The sequence below is a fragment of the Sphingomonas colocasiae genome, assembly GCF_019880585.1.
Taxonomy (GTDB): Bacteria; Pseudomonadota; Alphaproteobacteria; order Sphingomonadales; family Sphingomonadaceae; genus Sphingobium_A; species Sphingobium_A colocasiae.
On sequence record NZ_JAINVV010000009.1, the window covers coordinates 336,152 to 357,511 of the forward strand.

Here is a 21,360-nt window from a genome sequence, read left to right on the forward strand (position 1 = left end):
CCTAGAAGCGCTGCCGCAATTCGACGCCCACCGTGCGCGGGCGGATCGTCGTCGACCGATCACCGCCGATGCTGAAATCGGTATCGAGCAGCGGACGCGCATCGAGCAGATTATTGGCATAAAGGCGTATCTCGGTCGCGTCGCGGGTGATCGATGCGAAGGCGTTCACGACGCTATAGCCCTGGCGGATCTCCGCGCCATTGGGCACCGTGCCGGTGACGCCATCGGCATAGCGCACCGATTGCAGCCGCTCGAACTGCCGGCGCGCCTTGCTCTGGTACTGATATTCGCCACGCATCTGCAGGCGCCAGTCGCCGCCCAGTTCCATACCGTAGCTGGCATAGGCGCTGGCCATCCATTTCGGCACCGCCTGCACCTCGTCACCGTCGCGCGCGGGCGTGCCCAAGGCGGCGGTGGTGATCTTCGCATCGGTATAGGTGCCGGTGCCGCCGATCTGGAACGCGGAGGTGACATTGATCCGGCCCTCCGCCTCCAGCCCCTTGATCTCCGCGCTGCCGGCATTGCCGGTAAAGGCGAAGCCGCAGCTGCTGAGATCGATCTGCTGCTGGATCTTCTTCCAGCTTGTGTAGAAGAGCGAGCCGTTGAACATGACGCGATTGCCGCCGAACATGTTCTTGGTGCCGATCTCGTAGCTCCACAGATTGTCGGACGAGAAGGAATCGGGCGCGGCGGTCAGCCCCAGCCGCGTCAGATCGGCCGCACACAGCACCGGATTGACCTGGAACCGGTTCGGACCGCCGGGGCGGAACCCCTTCGCGGCGGAGGCATAGAGAAGATTGTCGGCCGTCAGCTTGTACGACAGGCCGAATTTCGGGTTCACGCCCTTTTCGGTGCTGCGCCGTCCGTCGACCTGGGTCAGCCCGCCGTTGAAGGGGCCGTCTCCCAGAATGTCGACCACCTGCTCGATCTTGAACAGCCGAACGCCCGCCGTGATGTCGAGCCGGTCGATAATGGCATAGGTCACTTCGCCGAACGCCGCATATTGCTTCGTATTGGTGAAGGTGTCGCCGAAATAGCCGATCTCGGTGCCGATGATCGGCGTGGCGCCGGGCGTGGTGACGGTCTGCACCAGCCGATCGTCCTGATTCGAATAATAAAGGCCGGCGATCCAGTTCAGCCGCGCTGCAGGACCGCCATTCGAGGCGAGACGCACTTCCTGGCTGAACGTCGTCGTCTTGCTGTCGGAAACATTGCGACTGGTCAGCGGGAACAGCGGCGCCACCAGGCCGCCGATGAAATAGCTATAGTCGCGAACCCAGTTCAGATCGCGATCGAAATAGGCGGTCAGCGAGGTCAGCCGGACACCGCCGAGATCCTTGTCGATATTGAGGCTGTAGATACCCGCCTTGTCGTCGGTCGGCTGCGCGATCCGGAAGGAAGAGGTGAGGGCAGATACCCCCAGGAAGAACTGGCCCGGATTCCTGAGCTTGTAATCCTGGAAGAAAAGCGCCGGCCGGATCGACCAGCTCGGATCGGGCTGCCATTCCAGCGACAGGCGCGCCGCATAGGTATCGGAGCCGTTCTGATTCGACGCGCTGCGCGTGCTGAGCGCTGGCTGGAAGGCGGGCGTATAGACGGGGGACGGCGCGCTCGACTGGTTCGCGTTCCGGATCGAACCGGGCCCATTATCGATATAGCCGCCATCATGGCGGTAGAAGAATCCCGCACGCAGCGCCAAGCGATCCTCGACCAGCGGCGCATTGACCACCATTTCGCCGTTATAGGATGGACCGCCATGCGCCGTCGTCGCGACGCCCGCCGCCGCGGTCACGCCGAAAGCGCGAAGATTCGGCTTCGCGCTCACATATTTGATCGCACCGCCCATCGAACTGCCGCCATAAAGCGTGCCCTGCGGCCCCTTGAGCACCTCCAGCCGTTCCATGTCGAAGAACACGGGATCGAACGCACCGCTGAAGCCGGTCGCGACCGTGACCAGCGAGATATCGTCAAGATAGACGCCGACGGTCGGCGACGACGCCACCGTGCTGACGCCCCGGATATTGTAGTTCCCCAGGCCGCGCTCGGTGCCGGAGAAGGAGAAGCCGGGGATGCTGCGCAGCACATCCTTGACGTCGACGGCGCCGCGATCGCGAAGCTGATCGCCCGACAGCGCATTGACCGAGATCGGCACGTCCTGAAGCCGCTCATTGGTCTTGCGCGCGGTGACGACGATCTCGCCATCGGCGGCATCGTCCGGCACGTCCTGCGCGACGGCCGTCGACGCGGACAGCGCGATCGACGAGACGCCCAGTGCCAGCAGCGCGGGCCGGAGGATGGAATGGTGGAAAACGGTGCGATTCATATGGCCCCCCTTGAACTTGCCCGCCAGCCTGTTGGCTTTTGATGGCGCGGGCGGCGCATAATCTGCGCGGGAAAGGCCGGTGGCGCTTATCCGTTGCCCCGAACTTCCTTTGCGAAATCGGATAGTTCGCTTTTCCGTGGACAAGATCGCAGGCACGCCGCCGGATCGACGGCGCATGCCCCGCGCGGACGCGCTATTGCTGCCTCGTGAAATTTCGGTCTAGGCTGCATCCTTGACCGCGAGACAAACGGGGTTTTCCCCATTCCATCATAATGGAACCTGCCGCTTGGACATCAGCCCGACCATCACCCGAGAGGAACCCGACCCGACGCTGAGCGCGATGGTGGAGCCGGACCGCATCCTGACGCGCCAGGCTGGGCAGACAGGGCTTCTCGGGCAGACCGCGCTCATCCGGGCGAACACCCACAGCGAGAATGGCTGGTCACGCGGGGCGACGATCCGGCCGGGTTTCTCGATCGTCCTCACCGAGGTCGACCATCTGGCGCACGAGCATTATGCGTTTCTCAGCCACGATCATCTGAAGCTGCACTGCAAGCTCGACGGCAGCAGCCTGATCCGCGACGATGCCGAACATTCCTCGGCGGTCGAATCCGGGCGCCTGTCCTTCCTCGTCCAGCCGATGCACACGGTGAAGCACGAGATCGTGAAGCCCGACACGCGCACACGCGCGGTCACCATGGTGTGCAGCCGCGATTTCCTGCGTGAGCTGATTCCCGACAGCGAAGACCTGCCGAGCATTTTGCTCGACTATCTGCGCGGCCCGGTCAACCAGTTCTGCCACCGCGACGCGCCGCTGCCGCTGCCCATGCGCGCGATCGTGGAGGACATGCTGCAGCTTCAGTCCGATCGCATGGCTGACCTGATGCTGGAGGCCAAGGCGCTGGAGCTTCTCTATCTGTCGCTGCGGCAATTGTCCGGCGACGGCGCCACCGATCCGGTGCGGCCCAAGAGCCGCCAGAAGGTGCTGGAGCTGTGCGAGATCCTGCAAAGCGGGGAGGGGGCGGCGATGAGCATCGCGCAGCTCTGCCGGCAACTCGCCTGGAACGAGACGCAGATGATGGAGAGCTTCAAGCAGGTCACCGGCATGACCATCTCCGGCTATCGCCAGCGCGCGCGGATGGACGAGGCGCTGCGCCAGTTGCGCACCACCGATCGCTCGGTGACCGAGATCGCGTTCGACGCGGGCTATGAGCATTCGAGCAATTTCGCGACGGCGTTCAAGCGCATCTTCGGATTTTCACCCAAAATGGCACGCGCGCAGCTCAACTGAGCATGGCGACGCGGCCGCGTCGCCGCCGTGGCGTTTCACATCTGCGTCTTGGAGAACGCTGGAGCGGGCGAAGGGATTCGAACCCTCGACCCCGACCTTGGCAAGGTCGTGCTCTACCCCTGAGCTACGCCCGCTCGGCGTGTGTTCCGGGGCAGGCCCCGGGGGTGAGGCGCGGCTGTTAGCATCGGCTTTCGGGTGCCGCAACCCCCTTCGGCAAAGAGTCTGACATCTCCTGTCGAAAAAAGATGCGAAGCTAGGAAACGCTGGACGCGGCGGGCGCCGCCGGGGCCGGAGGCGCGGGTGCGGCCGGCTCCGGCGCGACGGCAGGGCGTTCTTCCGGAGCCTTGCCGGCCGCCGACGGTGCCGGCGCGGGCATCGCCGATTCGGCGGGCATCTCGGCGGCGTCGCCGATGGCGGCGTCGATCGTGGTGATCTCGGCGCGGCCGACCGGGCCGCTGCGCGTCTCCTGCCGCGTGTCGAACGCGATATCGGCGCTTTGCGATTGCGCACGCTTCGCATCGCCACAGGCCGCCAAAGCCAGCGACGCCATCAGAATGGCGATTCCCGTCCTCATGATCCGATCCCCCGATACAGGCATATCGCCCCCACAACGCACCAGTCGCGAATTGGTGTCGTGTCGCGAAGGAAACCTGCATCAATCAAAATGCTTGGCGCCCGCCCGCCTTGCCCTATGCTCCTGCCCGTCATCCGGGGGAGTGGCGTAGAGCGATGGCGACCGGCAGGAACTGGGATCTGATCGAGGCGCTGTTCGACGAACTGATCGCGCTGCCGACGGTGGAGCGCGCCAGGCGACTGGCACGCGCCGATGTGCCCGACGATGTGCGCATCGAGGTCGGCTCGCTGCTCGACGCGGCCGATGGCGGCGGCATTCTCGACATGACTCCACCCGCCACATCGACGGCCACCGACGCGCAGTACAGCTCACTCGCCGCCGGCGACCAGATCGGCGGTTTCACCATCGAACGGCTGATCGGGCGTGGCGGCATGGGCGAAGTCTATCTGGCGCGCCGCACCACCGCCGATTTCGAACAGCGCGTCGCGCTCAAGCTGTTGCGTGGCGACGTGGCCGGGCGCGACGACCTGTTCGAACGCGAACGGCGGCTGCTCGCCCGGCTTTCGCATCGCGGCATCGCCAGGCTGATCGACGGCGGCATCGCGCCCGATGGGCGGCCGTTCATGGCGATGGATCATGTCGACGGCACCCCGATCGACGCCTGGTGCCGCGCCAATGCAGCGGACCTGGCGAAGCGGCTCGCGCTGTTCCGCGAGATCTGCGACGCGGTGGGCTATGCCCATGCCAATCTGGTGGTGCACCGCGATCTCAAGCCGTCCAATATCCTGATCGATCGCGACGGCCGCGTCCGCCTGCTCGATTTCGGCATCGCCAAGCTGCTCGACGACAGCGATGCGGTGCCGGCAACCACCCAGGCGATGCTGACGCCCGACTATGCCGCGCCCGAACAGCTCGATGGCGATGCAGCGACCGTCGCGACCGATATCTATGCGCTGGGCGCCATCCTGTTCGAATTGGTCGTGGGCGCCGGCCCATGGCGGCGCGACGGCGCGTCGATCCCGTCGATCATCCGCCGCGTGCTGCACGAGGATCCGCCGCTGGCGAGCAAGGCGTCGCAGCGGCCCGATGCGCCGATCCCGTCGGCACGCATCGCCGGAGACCTGGACGCGATCATCCTGAAGGCGATGCGGCGCGATCCGCGCGAACGCTATCTGAGCGCCGCCGAACTGGCCGAGGATGTCCGGCGCCATCAGGATCTGATGCCCGTCCGCGCCCGCGCCGGCACCACCCGATATCGCGTCGGCCGCTTCATCCGCCGCTATCGCTGGGCGGTGGCGGCGGGAACGGCGACGATCGTCGCGATCCTGATCGGCGCGGGCGGCATCGCCTGGCAGGCGCGCAAGACCGCGATCGAACGCGACAGCGCCCTGGCCGAAGCGCGGCGGTCGGAAGCGATCACCCGCATGCTGACCGTGATGTTCCGCGATTCGCGCGACAGCGGCGCCGGCACCGACGCGACGGTGAAGCAGATGCTGGACCTGACCGCCGGGCGGCTGGTCGGCTCGCTCGACACCAGCGCAAAATCGGTGACGCTCATCACCACGCTTTCGGATCTCTACATCAATCTGGAGGATGCGGCGGGCGCGGACGTGCTGCTGCGCCGGGCGCTCGACAAGGGCATCGGCAAGGGCGATCCTGTCGCGACCGCGCAGATCCAATGGCGCCTCGCCTCGACCGCCGCCGCCCTTGGCCGTACCGAGGATATGGCGCCGCTGCTCGACGCAGCCGACGCGGTGTTCCGCACCGATCGCGCGCGTTTCCCGACCGAGAATCTCGAAATCACCGTCGGCCGCGCGCAGCTTGCGCGCCGCAATGGCGATTATGACCGGGCGATCGCCCTGCTGACGGCCGCCATGCCCGATGCCGACCGCATCTATGCCGAGAATCACCGCGATCTGCTGACCCTCTACAACAACCTGCTGGTCTATATGGTCGAGGCGAACCGGATCGATGCGATGCCGGCCGTCTTCACCCGGGCGGAGGCCGCACTGAAGCGCACCGGCCAGGAAAGCAGCATGCAGGGGCTGGCGATCGCGCAGCTCAAGGGCGTCCGTCTGCTCAGGCTCGATCGGACGGCGGAGGCAGAGGCGATCTTCGACCGCATCGCCACGCAGCGGCGCACCGTGTTCGGCAAGTCGGCGGGGCTTGCCGTCGACCTGCTTCAACTCGGCCGGGCGCGGCTGGCGCTCGGCAAGTTCGCCGCCGCGCGGCAGGTACTGGCGGAGGCGCGCCCGATCGCCATCGAGAATCTCGGGCCGGGCGCGATGCCGACGCTGATCATCGGCCTGAGCCTGGCCGAAGCCATGGCGGAGACCGGCGATACCGCCGGCGCCTCCGCCATGGTCGCGGAGGCCGCCCCGTTCATCGCCGCGATGAAGAAGCCCGGCGCCCCGCATGGCGTCATCGCGAGGACACGCGCGGTGATCCTGCTGAAGCAAGGGCGCGCGCCCGAAGCCCGCGCCGAACTGCTGCGCGCCGAAGCGATCTTCCGCACGCTCGGCTCGCAGGGAGAGGCTTATCTGAGGGCCTTCCCCGCGCTCAAGGCCAGGATCACGGCAAGCTAGGCCGCCGCCATTTCCCGGTGGATCCAGGCACGCGCGCGGATCCACCAGCGGCGCACGGTCCGGTCGCTGACGCCGAGTATGTCGGCGGTCTCCTTTTCGTCGAGGCCGGCGAAGAAACGGCAATCGACGACCTGCGCCAGCTCGGGTTCGACCTCCGACAGGGCCTTGAGCGCATCGCCCAGCTTCACGACCTCCGCATCTTCCGGGATCGCCGCCGCGAGTGAATCGAGGCTCTGCGTGAAGCTGTAGGTGGGTGCATCGCGTTTCGACGCCATCCGCGCGCGCGCCGCGTCGATCAGGATATGCCGGATCGCGGTCGCCGCGCAGCCCAGGAAATGCGACTGGCTTTCCCAGCCATCGCGCTTGCGCAGCTTCATATAGGCTTCGTTGATCAGCGCGGTGGTCTGCAGCGTCTGCGGGGCGCCGGCGCGCCAATGCTCGCGCCGCGCGATGGTGCGCAGCTCCGCATAGAGCAACGCCACCAGCGCATCCGCCGGGCCGGCGGAATTTTTTTCGGGCGGCGTGTCCGCTTCGATCGCCTTTCCCCGTCTTGCCACACGCCAGCACATCGGCGCGCCTTTTTATGTGGGCGCGGCCGGGGGAAGGCAAGCGGAAGAGTGCGGGGAACATGCGCCTGCCGTGGGTCGAAACCGTCAACCGCGCCGGCCTGGACAAGCCGCGCAACAAGGGACAGGAATCATGCGCAAGACCATCAGCCTCCTCACAGCGACCGCCCCGCTCGCGCTGGTCACGGGACTTAGCCTGCCGACACCCGCACAGGCTGGGCAGGACAATGTGATCTGTTCCGATACGGAGGGCGATCCGAGCGGCGGCGTCGATCCTGGCGTCGAGCGATCTGTCGCCTGCGGCCCGACCGCCCGCGCGACCGGCACTGTCGCCGTTGCCGTCGGAGACAGCGCCCGGGCGGCGGTCCGATCCGTCGCCATCGGATTCCAGGCAACCGCGACCAATGAAGCGACGACAGCCATCGGCCGGGCGTCGAGCGCCGAAGCCTCCTACGCAACGGCGATCGGCACATTCTCCCTCGCGACCGATAACCATGGCGTCGCGCTGGGCGCGCAATCGGTCGCCGATCGCGGCAGCGCGGTTTCGGTCGGCATGGCCAGTCCGCGCGATTCGGGCATTCCGGGTTCACCGATCCTCCCCTTCCAGCGCCAGATCATCAATGTCGCCGCCGGCACCCAGGCGTTCGACGCAGTGAACAAGGCGCAACTCGACGCGGTCGCGGCCTTGGCGATGTCGGCGAACAATCCCTATGTCGTCGTCAACAGCACGACCGGCAGCGCGCAAGCCACGGGCAACGATGCGATCGCGATCGGCAGGAGCGCATCGGCGGCGCTCGACGGCAATGTCGCGATCGGCCTGTTGAGCAGCGCCAGCGACGCGCAGACCACGGCGCTGGGGCAACAAGCCAAGGCGACGCAACATTCCTCCACCGCGCTCGGCGCCTATGCCGAGGCGACCGGCGTCAACTCCACCAGCATCGGCGTCAGTGCCGAGGCGAGCGGCTTCGCGGCGGTCGCGCTTGGCAGGGATGCGAACGCGCGCGGCGCCTATGGCATTTCCGGAGGATATAACGCCACGACCGCCGATTTCAGCGTCGCGCTGGGGCTCAACGCCAGCGCCGGCTATACCGAAGGCGTACTGACCGGATCGCGCGCGGTCGCGATCGGGGTTCAGGCTAACGCCAATGCGACCGACACCGTCGCGCTGGGCAACGGTGCGACCGCCGACAAGTTCGGCGCCACCGCGATCGGTGCCGATAGCGAAGCGAAGGGCAATTACGCGCTGGCCGGCGGTTATGAAGCGCAGGCGATCGGCAACCAGTCCTCCGCCTATGGTTATGGCGCGAAGGGCATCGGCGGGCTGAGCGTCGCGGTCGGCACCTTCGCCACGGCATCGAACCAATATGCGATCGCCATCGGTTCCGCCGCGAAGGCCAATGCCGGCGGCGGCGCGATCGCGATCGGCAATCTCGCCGAAGCGACGGCCTTCGGCGCGGTCGCGATCGGCGATCATTCGGTGGCCGATCAGGCCAATACCGTATCGGTCGGCAAGGCCGGCGCCGAACGCCGCGTCGTCAATGTCGCGGCCGGCACGGCGGCGACCGATGCGGTCAACAAGGGCCAGCTCGATGCGGTGGACGCCAAGGCGGATGCGGCGCTGACGGCGGCTGCCAACGGTGGCGCCGCCGCCGCCGCCGCGCAGGGCACGGCCGATACGGCGCTCGCCAATGCGGCAACCGCGCAGAACACCGCCAACACCGCGCTCGCCAACGCGGCCGCCGCGCAGACCACCGCCGACACCGCACGCGTCGAGGCAGCCGCCGCACAGGGAACCGCGAACACGGCGCTCGCCAATGCCGCGACCGCACAGGCGACGGCGGACACCGCGCGCAGCGAAGCCGCCGCCGCCCAATCCACCGCCAATGCCGCCGCCGCCAACGGCGCCTATTTCCGCGCCAACAGCACCGGCCCCGGGCCGCAGGCGACGGGCACCGACGCCATCGCGGTCGGCCCCGCGTCCGTCGCCAGCGGCAACCAGTCGGTCGCGATGGGCGCGGGCGCGCGCGCGATCAACGGCCAGGCGGTTTCGATCGGCGCGGGCAACACCGCGTCGGGCAACGGCGCCGTCGCGATCGGCGATCCCAATGTCGCGACCGGCACCGGCGCGGTCGCATTGGGCGCCAACAACAGCGCCACGGGCACCGGCGCCGTGGCCCTCGGCAATGCCAGCAGCGCAACCGGAGACGGCGCGATCGCGCTGGGCAATGGCGCAACCGCGGGCCAGGCCGGATCGGTCGCGATCGGCACGGGGGCCGTCGCCACGCGCGCCAATCAGGTGGCGCTGGGCGCGGCCAATTCGACGCACACCATGTCGGGCATCGCGTCATCCGCCAGCCGCACCGCGCAATCGGGGGCGCTCAGCCTGGTCACCACCGACGCGCTCGGCAACCTCGCCACGTCGACACTCGATATCGGCACGCTGGCCGGCCTGAATGGCCGGACCACCACGCTCGAGAATCGTGCGTCGCTGCTCGAAAGCCGCGTCGCCGTGCTCGATCGACAGGCGCGGCAGGCCAATGGCGGCATCGCCGCCGCCATGGCGCTGGGCGGCACACTGCTGCCGCCCGACGCCAGCTTCGCGGTGTCGTTCAACCTTGCCACCTATCGGGGGCAGCAGGGCTTCTCCGGCGCGGCGGTGGCACGGGTGACCGATACCGTCTGGGTGAGTGGCGGCATCGCCGGCTCGACGGTGAAGGGTTCGACGGGCGGCCGCGTCGGCGTCACCTTCGGCTGGTGAAGCTTTCAATCCCCGGGGCGGCAGGCGCCGCTCCGGGGCAGCGCTCAATCATCGGACAGGCAGATGCGGTCGCGGCCGGTCTGCTTCGCCCGATAGGATGCGCGATCGGCGCGGCGCATCACGTCCGACAGGCTTTCCCCCTCGCGTCGCTCGGCCACGCCGCCGCTCACGCTCATGACGGGCAGGTCCGATCCGCCGGCGGCGGCAAAGGCGGTTCGGATCGCGTCGGCGGTGAACAATGCGCCATCCGCCACGCCACCTTCGAGCAGCATCGCGAACTCCTCCCCGCCGACGCGGCCGATGATCGCCGATGGCGGCGCCATGCGCCGCAACAGGCCGGAGAAGATGACGATCACCCGATCACCCACGGCATGGCCATGCGTGTCGTTGATTGCCTTGAACCGGTCGAGATCGAACATCACCGCCGATACCCGCCGTTTCCGCCGGGCCGTCCGGATGATCATGTCCTGCGCCTGCCGATCGAAGCCGCGCCGGTTGGCGATGCCCGAAAGCGCATCGGTTTCGGCATCGACCAGCGATTGCGCCACCGCCCGTTGCACCACGAGCAGCAGCGTGAGCAGCCCGATGCCGATCAGCACGATGCCCGTGCTCGCCTGGGAGAACAGCGCATAGGTGCTCGCCATATAGTCCCTCGCGGTCGCGCCCGAACCGAAGGCATGCGCAAAGAAGGGCTTGAGCAGCAGCAGCAGCGCCAGGGCGGCATGGGCCGCCGCGAGCATGTGATGGGATGGGCGGCGCACATCCAGCCGCAGCACGATCGCGGCATTGAGCAGCGCCGCCGCCGCAAAGGGGAGTTGATAGGCCAGTTCGTAGGACAGCATGTCGCGCTGGCCGCCCCAGATCAGCGCGCGCACGAGCAGCCCCCCCACGAAGATACCGATGATGACGCGCCATCGCGGCCGGTTGCCATGATAGGCGGACAGGCCCGCCCCCATGATCAGCAACCCGCCGAGGAAACTCGCATAGCTGGTCGCGACGAACAGGTCGGACGCGGCGCTATAGCGGACGAGCAACTCGCTAATCGGCGTCAACATGCCGATCAGATAGCTCACGCTGAACCACAGGGCGGCGCGCTGCCATCGGTAGGAATAGGCGATCGCCGCGAAACTGGCGGCGAAGAGCAGCGCGATGACGGCATTGGCGGCGAGCGCGAAGGATGCGCCGCTCATGCGGCCATCCCCGATACGCGCCCGATCGACCGATCAGGTCGCCCGTCCCTGCCCTCCGATCGATCCGACCCCTGCTGCACCCCGACGCCCGCTATTATTCTCCATCCTTGTCATTCACATAGCAGCATTCGGGGGGCGCCGCCCGGTTATTTCGCGCCCAGCTTCTCGTTCAGGAAGCGATCCTGCTCGTGCCACAGTCGTACCCAGCTTTCGTGTCGCACGAAGCCATGCGCCTCGCCCGGCAGGATCACGGTGCGGACATCGACGTTACGCGCCTTCAACTTCTGCGCGAGGTCGACGGTTTCGCGGACATCGACATTCATGTCCTGGTCGCCGCTGAACAGCAGCACGGGCGAGCGCCAGCCGTCGATCGCGCCGAGCGGCGACGCCTTGAGCGCGGTCGGGCGATTGGCCTCGCTCACCCCGAAGAAGCGGCTGGGATTGAGGTGCCCTTCCAGCGCCGACGGCCAGGACCAGTCGAACACGCCATGGATCGCGACGCCCGCGCTGAACAGATCGGAATTGCGCGCCAAGGCCTGGCCGGTGAGCAGCCCGCCATAGGAACCGCCCCAGATGCCGATCCGCTTGCGATCGACATCGTCGCGCTGCGCGAGCCAGCGGCCGACGCCCAGCACGTCGCTATATTCGGACGCGGCGCGCCAGCCGCGCCCTTCTGCCTCGCGGAAGGCGCGGCCATAGCCGATGCCGGAGCGATAATTGACCGCGACGACGACATAGCCCTGTTCGGCCAGGCGCCGGTTCATCGCATAATCGTTCGCGTAATAATCGCTATAGTGGAAGGCGGGGTACATCTGGCGTGAAGGCCCGCCATGGACATAGACGAGCGCGGGATGCGGCCCTTTGCCGGCGGGCATGAAGAGCTGCGCGGGCACGGTGCCGCCATCGGCGGCCTTGATGCGGACCGCCTTGGGGGCGGGCGCCGCGAAACTGCGGCTATAGCCATAGTCGGCCGGCTTCTCCGCCATCACCGTCGCGCCCGACTTCAGATCGAGCACGCGGACGAGCGGCGCATTGTCGGTATCGCCGCCGGTGAGCGCGACATAGCCGCTGGCGCCTGCCGTGACCGCATTGGCCATGACGACGTCATCGCGCTTCACCTGACGCTCGGCGCCGGTGCGGACATTGATGATCGAAAGCTGGCGCGTGTCGATGTCGCGGCAATTATGGACGACGAACAGCGAATCGGCGCCGGCCGGCTCGCTTTCCGCCGCCTCGCAGCCGGTTGGGGTCAGGCCGCGAATCTCGCCGCCCCCGCGCGCCACCGCGTAAAGCCGGCCCCAGCCGTCATGCTCGGAATAGAAGACGATCGTGTCGTCGCCCACCCAGCGCAGCGCATTGTCGCCATCCTCGAGCCCCGCCGTCACCGCGCGGTCCTTGCTCTGCCACAACGTGCGGATCGCGCCGGTCGCGATCTCGACGGTCTCGACCGCGAAAGGCTCGCTTTCGGTCAGATCGTAGGTCACGTCATGCTGACGGCCGCCGAAGCGCAGATAGGCGACGGTCTTGCCGTCGGGCGACAGCACCGGCGAACCGACCCGGTCGGCGCCCGTGACCAGCCACTCCACCTTGTCCGCACCCAATGCGTAGCGACCCAGGAACGAATAGCCGCCGCGATCGGAAACGAAGATCAGCCCCTTGCCGTCCCTGGTCCAGATCGGCTGGCCGAACGCGGCCCCGCCCGCGATCATCAGCTTGGACTGGCCGGGCGCGGCGAGTTCGGCCGACCAGAGATCGCGGCCCTGGCGATAGATGAGCGTGCGCCCATCCGGGGAGAAGATCGGGCCCTGGCCGGCCGCGACCTGGACCGGCTTCGCCCCGGCGCGCGCCTCCATCACCCAGAGCGTCGGCTTGGGCGGATCGATCAGGCTGGCGGGATTATAGGCGCGTCCGCCGCCGAAGCCGGCCGCGGTCTGGAAAACGACGTAGCGGCCGTCGGGCGACATGCGGACATCGGTGATCGGCTGGCCATCGCTATCGGTGCGCGAGAACAGCTTGATTCGTTCGAATTTGGGGGCACTGGCGGCCATGATGATGCTGTCGCTGCCCTGGCGGATCAGCCAGGCAAAGGCGGGCGCGTCGGCGGCGCTGACCGTCGTGGCGAGCGGGAAACGGAGGAATGCGGTATCGTCCTGCGCCGCAGCGATCGCGGGAAAGGCGAGCAGCGCGGCACCCGCCGCCAGAGCCATGCGGAAAGACTTGGGCATTTCGTTCCCCTCATTCTTGATTCTCTCCTGATCAGGATGATTTTTCGGATCAGGCGGGGCGCTGTCTGCCACCCGCCGCGCCCAGTGACAAGCGGATCGCGACTCTTTCGATCGCGCCGTTCCGCCGGGCTCGATGGCGGGTTATGAAGCGGCATGATCCGACACGACCGACATGCGCAACGGCTGGCCATTTGCCTGGCGATGCTCGCGGGTTTTGTCGATGCGGTGGGCTTTCTGAAGCTGGGCGGCCTGTTCGTATCGTTCATGAGCGGCAATTCGACGCGGCTGGCGGTGGGCCTTTCCGAAGGGTCGTCCTTCGCATGGCGCGCGGCGCTGCTGATCGCGGCGTTCGTGATCGGCGTCGTCGCCGGATCGCTGCTGCCCGCCACGGCGAAGAACCGCCCGCGCGCGGTGCTCGCGATGGTCGCGGCGCTGTTGCTCTCCGCCGCGCTGGCGGACCTGCTGGGCATGAACAATGCCGCGATCGGCGCCATGGCGCTTGCGATGGGGTGCGCGAACACCGTTTTCCAGCGAGACGGCGAAGTGAGCATCGGCGTCACCTATATGACCGGCACGCTGGTCAAGCTGGGCCAGCGGATCGCCGATGCGTTGCGCGGCGGCGCCCCGATGGCCTGGATCCCCTATCTGCTGCTCTGGCTAGGGCTGGTCGCCGGCGCGGTCGCCGGATCGATCGGCTATATGCATGCCGGCCTCGCCAGCCTGTGGATCGCCGCGGCCGGCGCGGCGCTGCTCGCGATGCTGGCGCGGCAAGGCGCTGTCATCCCCGGCACGCAATAGTCCGGTACGGGGCTTGGCAAGACGCCCCTCGGCCCCACATAAGGCCGCGACATCAGCAGGAGTGAAGATCGGTGGCGAGTCTCGGAATGGGTGCTAACGAACGCGAGGCTTTCGAGGCCTTCAAGCGCGACGTGATCGAACCCTCGATGACGAGCCTGGTGATCATCGATTTCTGGGCCGAATGGTGCGGCCCGTGCAAGCAGCTCGGCCCGGTGATCGAAAAGGTCGCGGCCGATTATGCCGACAAGGGCGTCAAGCTCGTCAAGATCGATGTCGACGCCAACAAGGCCGTCGCCGCCCAGTTCCGCATCCAGTCCATCCCCACCGTCTATGCGGTGTTCCAGGGCCAGATCGTCGCGGACATGACACCCGCGCGCACCGAAGGCCAGATCAAGCAGATGCTCGATCAGATCCTGCGGCAGTTGCCGGTGCAGAGCGCCGAAGCCGATCTGAAGCAGGAAATCGCGCCACTGCTCGCCATGGGCGAGGAGGTGCTGGCGGCGGGCGATGCGGAGCGCGCGTTGGCAATCTTCGGGCAGATCGTCGAAATGGCGCCGGAGGAAGCCGCCGCGCTTTCCGGGCAATTGCGCGCCGCGGTCGCGGCCGGCCACACCGAGGAAGCCGAGGCGATGCTTGCCGCGCTGCCGGAAGCGCTGCGCAAGGATGCCGCGATCCAGCGCGCCGAGAGCGCGCTCGCGCTCGCCAAGGAAGCGCAACCCGTCGACGATCTCGCCGCCCTGCGCGCACGCGTCGAGGCCGACCCCGACGATCATGAGGCGCGCTTCGAACTGGCCGGCGGCCTGATGGCGGCGGGCGACCGCGAGGGTGCTGCGGACGCGCTGCTCGAAAGCATCGCGCGCGATCGCACCTGGAACGATGGCGCGGCGCGCCAGCGGCTGCTGAAGCTGATGGAAGTCGTCGGGCTGGAGGATCCCTGGGTGTCGCAGCTTCGCCGGCGGCTCTCCGCGATCCTGTTCACCTGATGGCTGGCGGCGGATCCCGCCTGTCGGTCTTTCCGCTGCCCGGCGCGTTGCTGTTCCCGCGCATGCAGTTGCCGCTGCATATCTTCGAGCCGCGCTATCGCGCGCTCGTCAGCGACGCGATGGCGCGCGACCGCCGTATCGGCATGATCCAGCCGATTCCGGTCGCGCTCGAATCGGCAACTACGGCCAATGAAGCGCCGCCCCTGTTCGGTGTGGGCTGTGTCGGCCGGATCGCGCATGTCGAGGCGCTGGACGATGGCCGCTACAATATCGTGCTCGAAGGGCTGGCGCGCTTCCGCACGCTGCGCGAGCTGGACGTGACCACGCCGTTCCGCCAGCTCGAAGTCAGCTTCGACGGTTTTGCCGACGACGAGGACGACGCGGTGCTCGACATCGCCCGCCGCGCCGCGCTGGAGATCGAATCGCGCCGCTTCGCCGATGCCCAGGGCTATGCCGTCGACTGGGAAGCGGTGGCGCGGCTCGACGACGAATCGCTGGTCAACGGCATCGCGCAGATCGCGCCGTTCGACGTCGCGGCGAAACAGGCGTTGCTCGAAGCTTCCGACATCGCCGAACGCGCCGACCTGATCGTGCAATTGATGCAATTCTTCGCGCGCCACGGCAATGACGACGGCGACGGAGCGACGCTGCAATGAGCATCGATCCCGACCTGCTCGCGATCCTGGTCTGCCCGCTCACCCGCCAGCCGCTGCGTTACGATGAAGCGCGGCAGGAACTGGTGTCCGAAGCCGCGGGACTGGCCTATCCGGTACGCGACGGGGTACCGGTGCTGCTGGTCGAAGAGGCGCGTACGCTCGACCGAAGCGATTAGACATCAATCCCTATTCCGTTCGCTTCGAGCAGCGTCGAGCCTGTCGAGACGCGGCCGTCGAGAAGTCTTCCGGCGCCCTTCTCGACTTCGGTTCTCGACAAGCTCGAACCTGCGCTCGAAGCAAACGGATAGTCGTCAGCCGCAGAAAGTGACGGCATCCGCCATGTCGCAGCTATCCCTCAGCACTCCACCACATTGACAGCGAGGCCGCCGAGCGACGTTTCCTTGTAGCGCTCGGACATGTCGAGCCCGGTCTTGCGCATCGTCTCGATCACCTGGTCCAGGCTCACCCGGTGCGTGCCGTCGCCCAGCATCGCCAGCCGCGTCGCCTCCACCGCCTTGATCGATCCCACCGCATTGCGCTCGATGCACGGCACCTGGACCAGCCCGCCCACCGGATCGCAGGTGAGACCCAGATTATGCTCCATGCCGATCTCCGCGGCATTCTCGATCTGCGCGGGCGTCGCGCCGAGCGCGGCGGCGAGGCCGGCGGCCGCCATCGAACAGGCGACACCGACTTCGCCCTGGCAACCGACTTCGGCGCCCGAGATCGAGGCATTCTCGCGGAAGAGCGAACCGATCGCGGCGGCGGTCAGCAGGAAATCCTCGACGCCCTCGCGCGTCGCCTTGGGCGTGAAACGCTCATAATAGCGCAGCACCGCCGGCACGATGCCCGCAGCGCCGTTGGTCGGCGCGGTCACCACCTTGCCGCCGGCCGCATTCTCCTCGTTCACCGCCAGCGCCCACAGGTTGATCCAGTCGATCACGGTCAGCGGATCGGCGAGCGCGCGTTCCTGGCGCTCGATGAGCGTGCGATAGACGCCGGGTGCGCGGCGCTTGACGCGCAGACCGCCAGGCAGCTCGCAGCTCGCGGAGCGGATGCCGCGATCGATACAGGCCGACATCGCGTCGGCGATCGCGCCGAGCCGCGCGGAAACCTCGTCCGGCGCCAGCGTCGCTTCCTCGTTGGCGCGCATCAGCCCGGCGATGGTCAGGCCCTTCTCCTCGGCGAGCGCGAGCAGTTCGGCGCCCGAATGGAAGATATGCGGCACGTCCCATCCGCCTTCGGGCGCGGCATTGCGGCCGATCTGGTCTTCATCGAGCACCGCGCCGCCACCGACCGAATAATAGGTGCGGCGCGCAAGCTCGGCCCCGGCGCCGTCGAATGCGGTGAAGGTCATGGCGTTGGAATGGAAATCGAGCCGCTCGCGCTGGAGGAAGCGCAGATCCCTGGCTTCGTCGAACGCGATATCGTGGACGCCGCCCAGCTTCAGCCGGCTCTCCGCGCGGATCGCCGCGATCGCTGCGTCGGCCGCATCGGGATCGATCGCGGCAGGCACATGGCCGGCCAGCCCCAGCAACACCGCGCGATCGGTGGCGTGGCCCTTGCCGGTCAGCGCCAGCGACCCATAAAGCGCCGCATCGACACGGACGACGCGATCGATGACGCCAAGGTCCGACAGGCGCCGCGCGAAATCGGCGCCGGCCGTCATCGGCCCCATGGTGTGCGAACTCGACGGCCCCACCCCGATCTTGAACAGGTCGAATACGCTCGCAACCATTTCAGCCCCTCAATGTCCTCTCGGCCCGAACAGGATCAGCGCGGCGCCCAGCAGACAGACCGCACCGCCCATGATGTCCCATCGATCAGGCCGTGCACCTTCGACCGCCCAGAGCCAGCCGAGCGACGCGACGATGTAGACGCCGCCATAGGCCGCGAAGGCCCGTCCCGCCAGCGCGCTTTCCACCATCGTCAATGCCCAGGCGAACAAGGCGAGCGACACCATGCCCGGTGCGACCCAAAGTGCCGACTTGCCCAGCCGCAGCCATGCCCAGAAGGCGAAGCATCCGAAGATCTCCGCCAGCGCGGCGCCAAGATAGATGAGGGGCGTCAACGGCCGATACCGGCGCCTGCCATATGCGTGATCATCCCGGCTCTCCGCGATTTTATGGCTTTCGCTTTACGCAGGCCCATCGGGTGAGGCAATCGCTGCACCCGATGATCGCCGATACCCAGCCTTTCGTCCTGCTCGACGACGCGCGCGCCACCGGCGCGGGCATGGCGCGGCTGTATCGCGATCCCGTCGGCATCGTCGCGGCATCGGCGATCGCCGATATTCCAGCCGCGATGGAACGCCTGGCCCGGGCCCGGACGGACGGCCTGCATGCCGCCGGCTATATCGCCTATGAAGCGAGCCCCGCTTTCGAGCCCGGATTGCCCATGCGGCACGATCCATCGCTGCCGCTGCTCTGGTTCGGCCTGTTCCGGGGCTTCACCGCGATCCCGGCGGATGAGGTCGCGGCATTGCTGCCCGATCCCGCCGGCGCCTGGGCGGGCACGCCCGAGCCCGAATTGTCCGCCCCCGACTATGCGACGCGCTTCGCCCGCGTCCGCGATTATATCGCGGCGGGCGACATCTATCAGGCCAATCTCAGCTTCCGCGCGCGCGTTCCGGTCGCGGGCCATCCGCTCGCGCTTTATGCGCGGCTGCGCGCCGCGTCGGAGGCGGGCTGGGGTGGCGCGTTGTTCACCGGCGAGCATTGGCTGTTGTCCGCCTCGCCCGAATTGTTCTTCACGCTCGACAAGGGCATGCTGACCGCGCGGCCGATGAAGGGCACGGCGCGCCGCCACGCGGATGCCGTCGCGGATCGCGCGGCAGCGGCGGCGCTCGGCGCCGATCCCAAGGAGCGGGCCGAGAATCTGATGATCGTCGATCTGCTGCGCAACGACCTGTCGCGCGTGGCGGAGGCCGGCAGCGTCGCTGTGCCGAACCTGTTCACCGTCGAAACCTATCCGACGATCCACACAATGACATCGACGGTCACCGCGCGGCTGTCGCCTGGCCGCGCCCCGGTGGACGTGCTGGAAGCGCTGTTTCCCTGCGGATCGATCACCGGCGCGCCCAAGATCCGCGCGATGGAAATCATCGCCGAGGTCGAGACTTCGGCGCGAGGTGCCTATACGGGATCGATCGGATGGCTTGATCCGGCGGGCGATGCGGCGTTCAATGTCGTCATCAGGACACTGACAATGAAGCGGGGGGCCGTTGACGCTGAAATCGGACTGGGAAGCGCGGTGGTCGCGGATTCGAGCGCGGCGGGCGAATGGGCGGAATGCCTCGCCAAGGGCCGCTTCGTGACCACAGGCGCGCGCGCGTTCGACCTGATCGAAACCATGGCCTTCGACCCGTCGGACGGGTTGCTGCTGCTGGAACGCCATCTCGAACGGATGAAGGCGAGTGCCGACGCGCTGGGCTTCGCCTTCGACCGCCACGAAGTCCGCAACGAGCTGCAGGCCGCGACATTCCGGCTGCGCGCCGCATCGCGCGTCCGCCTGTTGCTGGCGAAGAGCGGCGCCGTCGCGATCGAGATCCGCCCCGCTCCACCGCCAGCACAAGCGCCCGTCACGGTCGCGCTCCAACCGCTTCCCGTCGATCCCGCCGATTTCCGGCTGCGCCACAAGACGACCGATCGCGGCTTCTATCGCGAGGCGCTGGGCAGCGCCGGCAGCTTCGAGGTGATCTTCGAAGACGGCGAAGGCCGGCTGACCGAAGGCAGCTTCACCAACATCTTCGTCGAACGGAACGGCGCGCTGCTGACCCCGCCGCTCGCGCGCGGACTGTTGCCGGGCATCCTGCGGGGACGGCTTCTGGACGAGGGTCGCGCCGTCGAAGCCGATCTGACGGCGGCCGATCTCGCCGACGGATTCTTCGTCGGCAATGCCGTGCGCGGGCTGATTCCGGCGGTTCTGGTTCGCTGACCGAAAAAATATCCACCGGCCGGAATTCTTGGACGAACCGCCATTGCCGTAACGAATCGCCCGGCCTATGGGGCATGCCGCACCGCAACAGGAGCGTATTCCATGTCCCGCACCTCCGCCGCGCTCGGGCGCATCCAGCCTTCCGCAACGCTGGCGATGACCAGCCGCGTGCTCGACCTGAAGCGCCAGGGCATCGACGTGATCGGCCTGGGCGCCGGCGAGCCCGATTTCGACACGCCGGATTTCGTGAAGGAAGCCGCGATCGAGGCGATCCGCGCGGGCAAGACCAAATATACCAATGTCGACGGCACCGCGGAGCTCAAGGACGCGATCGCCACGAAGTTCAAGCGCGACAACGGACTGGTGTACACCCCCGGCCAGATCAGCGTGAACGTGGGCGGCAAGCACACGCTGTTCAACGCGCTGGTGGCAAGCGTGGAAGCGGGCGACGAAGTGATCATCCCCGCGCCCTATTGGGTCAGCTACCCCGATATCGTGAACTTCGCGGGCGGCACGCCCGTGGTGATCGAAGCGGGCGCATCGCAGAATTACAAGATCACTCCGGCGCAGCTCGAAGCGGCGATCACGCCCGCGACCAAGTGGCTGATCCTCAATTCGCCGTCGAACCCGACGGGCGCCGCCTATTCGCGGACCGAGCTGGAAGCGATCGCGGAGGTGCTGCGCCGCCACCCCCAGGTGCTGGTGATGGCCGACGATATGTACGAGCATATCGTCTATGACGATTTCGCCTTCACCACGATCGCGCAGATCGCGCCCGATCTCTACGATCGCACATTGACGGTGAATGGCTGTTCCAAGGCCTATTCGATGACCGGCTGGCGCATCGGCTTCGCCGGCGGCCCCGAATGGCTGATCAAGGCGATGGGCAAGCTTCAGTCGCAATCGACGTCGAACCCCTGTTCGATCGCGCAGGCCGCCGCCACCGCCGCCCTTACCGGCGACCAGAGCTTCCTGGAGGAACGCAACAAGGCGTTCCAGGGCCGTCGCGACCTCGTCGTCTCGATGCTCAACCAGGTCAACGGCATCCATTGCCCGCGCCCCGAAGGCGCCTTCTACGTCTATCCCGACGTGTCGGGCCTGATCGGCAAGACCACGCCGGGCGGCAAGACGATCGAGAATGATGCCGCGCTGATCGAGTATTTCCTCGACGATGCGCGCGTCGCCGCCGTCCATGGCGCGGCATTCGGCCTCGAGCCCGCGTTCCGCGTCAGCTACGCGACGTCGGAAGCGATCCTGACCGAGGCGTGCACCCGCATCCAGGAGGCATGCGCCGCGCTGCGCTGATGCGGAAACGGCGCCCCGGCGCCGTCATGGCGAAGAGACGCCCGAGCGGATGACCGGCACCGCCGCATCCGCGCGGGCGCTTTCGAAGATGAACGAAACCCTGTGATCCCGTTCACTGCGGCGTCAGGCGCGCGGTGGCATCGCGGGTTGATCGGAAACGATATTGATTC

16 protein-coding genes and 1 tRNA gene are annotated in these 21,360 nt (G+C 67.4%); 9 read left to right on the forward strand and 8 right to left on the reverse strand.

What is annotated here, in order from left to right:
- Nucleotide 1: 1 nt before the first annotated feature.
- The gene (locus tag K7G82_RS20235) at nt 2-2,323 is read right to left on the reverse strand and encodes a TonB-dependent receptor (protein WP_222991731.1); all 2,322 of its coding nucleotides are present in this window, start codon (nt 2,321-2,323) and stop codon (nt 2-4) included.
- Nucleotides 2,324-2,609: 286 nt separating this feature from the next.
- Here K7G82_RS20235 and K7G82_RS20240 point away from each other — a divergent pair, with 286 nt between their 5' ends.
- Nucleotides 2,610-3,614 carry a helix-turn-helix transcriptional regulator gene (locus K7G82_RS20240; protein ID WP_246623719.1) on the forward strand — a complete coding sequence of 335 codons (1,005 nt, stop codon included), beginning with the start codon at nt 2,610-2,612 and terminating at the stop codon, nt 3,612-3,614.
- A 59-nt stretch (nt 3,615-3,673) separates the two neighbouring features.
- Here the strand turns inward: K7G82_RS20240 and K7G82_RS20245 are convergent.
- Nucleotides 3,674-3,748, reverse strand: a tRNA-Gly gene (locus tag K7G82_RS20245).
- Nucleotides 3,749-3,867: 119 nt separating this feature from the next.
- The gene (locus K7G82_RS20250; protein ID WP_222991732.1) at nt 3,868-4,188 is read right to left on the reverse strand and encodes a hypothetical protein; all 321 of its coding nucleotides are present in this window, start codon (nt 4,186-4,188) and stop codon (nt 3,868-3,870) included.
- 155 nt (nt 4,189-4,343) lie between these two features.
- On the opposite strand from K7G82_RS20250, the gene K7G82_RS20255 reads away from it, so the two are divergent.
- Nucleotides 4,344-6,773 carry a serine/threonine-protein kinase gene (locus K7G82_RS20255; RefSeq protein WP_222991733.1) on the forward strand — a complete coding sequence of 810 codons (2,430 nt, stop codon included), beginning with the start codon at nt 4,344-4,346 and terminating at the stop codon, nt 6,771-6,773.
- Here the strand turns inward: K7G82_RS20255 and K7G82_RS20260 are convergent.
- Nucleotides 6,770-7,330, reverse strand: coding sequence for an ECF-type sigma factor (locus tag K7G82_RS20260; RefSeq protein WP_343228617.1), 561 nt, complete (start codon nt 7,328-7,330; stop codon nt 6,770-6,772). The genes K7G82_RS20255 and K7G82_RS20260 overlap by 4 nt on opposite strands.
- 142 nt (nt 7,331-7,472) lie before the next feature.
- Here K7G82_RS20260 and K7G82_RS20265 point away from each other — a divergent pair, with 142 nt between their 5' ends.
- Nucleotides 7,473-10,097, forward strand: a complete 2,625-nt coding sequence (locus tag K7G82_RS20265; protein WP_222991735.1) for a YadA-like family protein — start codon at nt 7,473-7,475, stop codon at nt 10,095-10,097.
- Nucleotides 10,098-10,141: 44 nt separating this feature from the next.
- On the opposite strand, the gene K7G82_RS20270 is transcribed toward K7G82_RS20265, so the two are convergent.
- The gene (locus tag K7G82_RS20270) at nt 10,142-11,287 is read right to left on the reverse strand and encodes a GGDEF domain-containing protein (protein WP_222991736.1); all 1,146 of its coding nucleotides are present in this window, start codon (nt 11,285-11,287) and stop codon (nt 10,142-10,144) included.
- Between the two features lie 146 nt (nt 11,288-11,433).
- On the reverse strand, nt 11,434-13,512 hold the full coding sequence (locus tag K7G82_RS20275; protein ID WP_222991737.1) for a S9 family peptidase: 2,079 nt from the start codon (nt 13,510-13,512) through the stop codon (nt 11,434-11,436).
- A gap of 153 nt (nt 13,513-13,665) precedes the next feature.
- On the opposite strand from K7G82_RS20275, the gene K7G82_RS20280 reads away from it, so the two are divergent.
- The 4 genes from K7G82_RS20280 to K7G82_RS20295 all read left to right on the forward strand — a co-directional run bounded on the left by K7G82_RS20280 (nt 13,666) and on the right by K7G82_RS20295 (nt 16,125).
- Entirely contained in the window at nt 13,666-14,310 is a 645-nt protein-coding gene (locus tag K7G82_RS20280; protein WP_222991738.1) for a YoaK family protein, read from the forward strand.
- A 71-nt stretch (nt 14,311-14,381) separates the two neighbouring features.
- Nucleotides 14,382-15,293 carry a tetratricopeptide repeat protein gene (locus tag K7G82_RS20285; RefSeq protein ID WP_343228618.1) on the forward strand — a complete coding sequence of 304 codons (912 nt, stop codon included), beginning with the start codon at nt 14,382-14,384 and terminating at the stop codon, nt 15,291-15,293.
- The gene (locus tag K7G82_RS20290; RefSeq protein WP_222991739.1) at nt 15,293-15,949 is read left to right on the forward strand and encodes an LON peptidase substrate-binding domain-containing protein; all 657 of its coding nucleotides are present in this window, start codon (nt 15,293-15,295) and stop codon (nt 15,947-15,949) included. Before K7G82_RS20285 ends, K7G82_RS20290 begins: the two co-directional genes overlap by 1 nt.
- A complete protein-coding gene (locus K7G82_RS20295; RefSeq protein ID WP_222991740.1) occupies nt 15,946-16,125 on the forward strand; it encodes a Trm112 family protein in 180 nt (59 codons plus the stop codon). Before K7G82_RS20290 ends, K7G82_RS20295 begins: the two co-directional genes overlap by 4 nt.
- 179 nt (nt 16,126-16,304) lie before the next feature.
- On the opposite strand, the gene K7G82_RS20300 is transcribed toward K7G82_RS20295, so the two are convergent.
- Together K7G82_RS20300 and K7G82_RS20305 are read right to left on the reverse strand one after the other, a co-directional pair.
- Complete coding sequence (locus tag K7G82_RS20300) at nt 16,305-17,687, reverse strand: L-serine ammonia-lyase (protein ID WP_222991741.1); 1,383 nt, start codon at nt 17,685-17,687, stop codon at nt 16,305-16,307.
- A 9-nt stretch (nt 17,688-17,696) separates the two neighbouring features.
- Nucleotides 17,697-18,020 carry a YnfA family protein gene (locus K7G82_RS20305; protein WP_222991742.1) on the reverse strand — a complete coding sequence of 108 codons (324 nt, stop codon included), beginning with the start codon at nt 18,018-18,020 and terminating at the stop codon, nt 17,697-17,699.
- A 104-nt stretch (nt 18,021-18,124) separates the two neighbouring features.
- Between K7G82_RS20305 and pabB the strand changes: the two genes are divergently transcribed.
- Both pabB and K7G82_RS20315 read left to right on the forward strand, forming a co-directional pair.
- A complete protein-coding gene (gene pabB / locus K7G82_RS20310; protein WP_222991886.1) occupies nt 18,125-19,885 on the forward strand; it encodes an aminodeoxychorismate synthase component I in 1,761 nt (586 codons plus the stop codon).
- Nucleotides 19,886-19,987: 102 nt separating this feature from the next.
- Nucleotides 19,988-21,190 carry a pyridoxal phosphate-dependent aminotransferase gene (locus K7G82_RS20315; RefSeq protein ID WP_222991743.1) on the forward strand — a complete coding sequence of 401 codons (1,203 nt, stop codon included), beginning with the start codon at nt 19,988-19,990 and terminating at the stop codon, nt 21,188-21,190.
- The last annotated feature ends 170 nt before the right edge of the window (nt 21,191-21,360 follow it).

Excerpts from the sequence above, each read along its gene's own strand:
- K7G82_RS20250 (WP_222991732.1), bottom strand. The coding sequence starts at position 4,188 with ATGAGGACGGGAATCGCCATTCTGATGGCGTCGCTGGCTTTGGCGGCC.
- pabB (WP_222991886.1), top strand. The coding sequence starts at position 18,125 with ATGATCGCCGATACCCAGCCTTTCGTCCTGCTCGACGACGCGCGCGCC.
- K7G82_RS20235 (WP_222991731.1), bottom strand. The coding sequence starts at position 2,323 with ATGAATCGCACCGTTTTCCACCATTCCATCCTCCGGCCCGCGCTGCTG.
- K7G82_RS20295 (WP_222991740.1), top strand. The coding sequence starts at position 15,946 with ATGAGCATCGATCCCGACCTGCTCGCGATCCTGGTCTGCCCGCTCACC.
- K7G82_RS20280 (WP_222991738.1), top strand. The coding sequence starts at position 13,666 with ATGATCCGACACGACCGACATGCGCAACGGCTGGCCATTTGCCTGGCG.
- K7G82_RS20290 (WP_222991739.1), top strand. The coding sequence starts at position 15,293 with ATGGCTGGCGGCGGATCCCGCCTGTCGGTCTTTCCGCTGCCCGGCGCG.
- K7G82_RS20315 (WP_222991743.1), top strand. The coding sequence starts at position 19,988 with ATGTCCCGCACCTCCGCCGCGCTCGGGCGCATCCAGCCTTCCGCAACG.
- K7G82_RS20270 (WP_222991736.1), bottom strand. The coding sequence starts at position 11,287 with ATGAGCGGCGCATCCTTCGCGCTCGCCGCCAATGCCGTCATCGCGCTG.
- K7G82_RS20265 (WP_222991735.1), top strand. The coding sequence starts at position 7,473 with ATGCGCAAGACCATCAGCCTCCTCACAGCGACCGCCCCGCTCGCGCTG.
- K7G82_RS20300 (WP_222991741.1), bottom strand. The coding sequence starts at position 17,687 with ATGGTTGCGAGCGTATTCGACCTGTTCAAGATCGGGGTGGGGCCGTCG.
- K7G82_RS20275 (WP_222991737.1), bottom strand. The coding sequence starts at position 13,512 with ATGCCCAAGTCTTTCCGCATGGCTCTGGCGGCGGGTGCCGCGCTGCTC.
- K7G82_RS20255 (WP_222991733.1), top strand. The coding sequence starts at position 4,344 with ATGGCGACCGGCAGGAACTGGGATCTGATCGAGGCGCTGTTCGACGAA.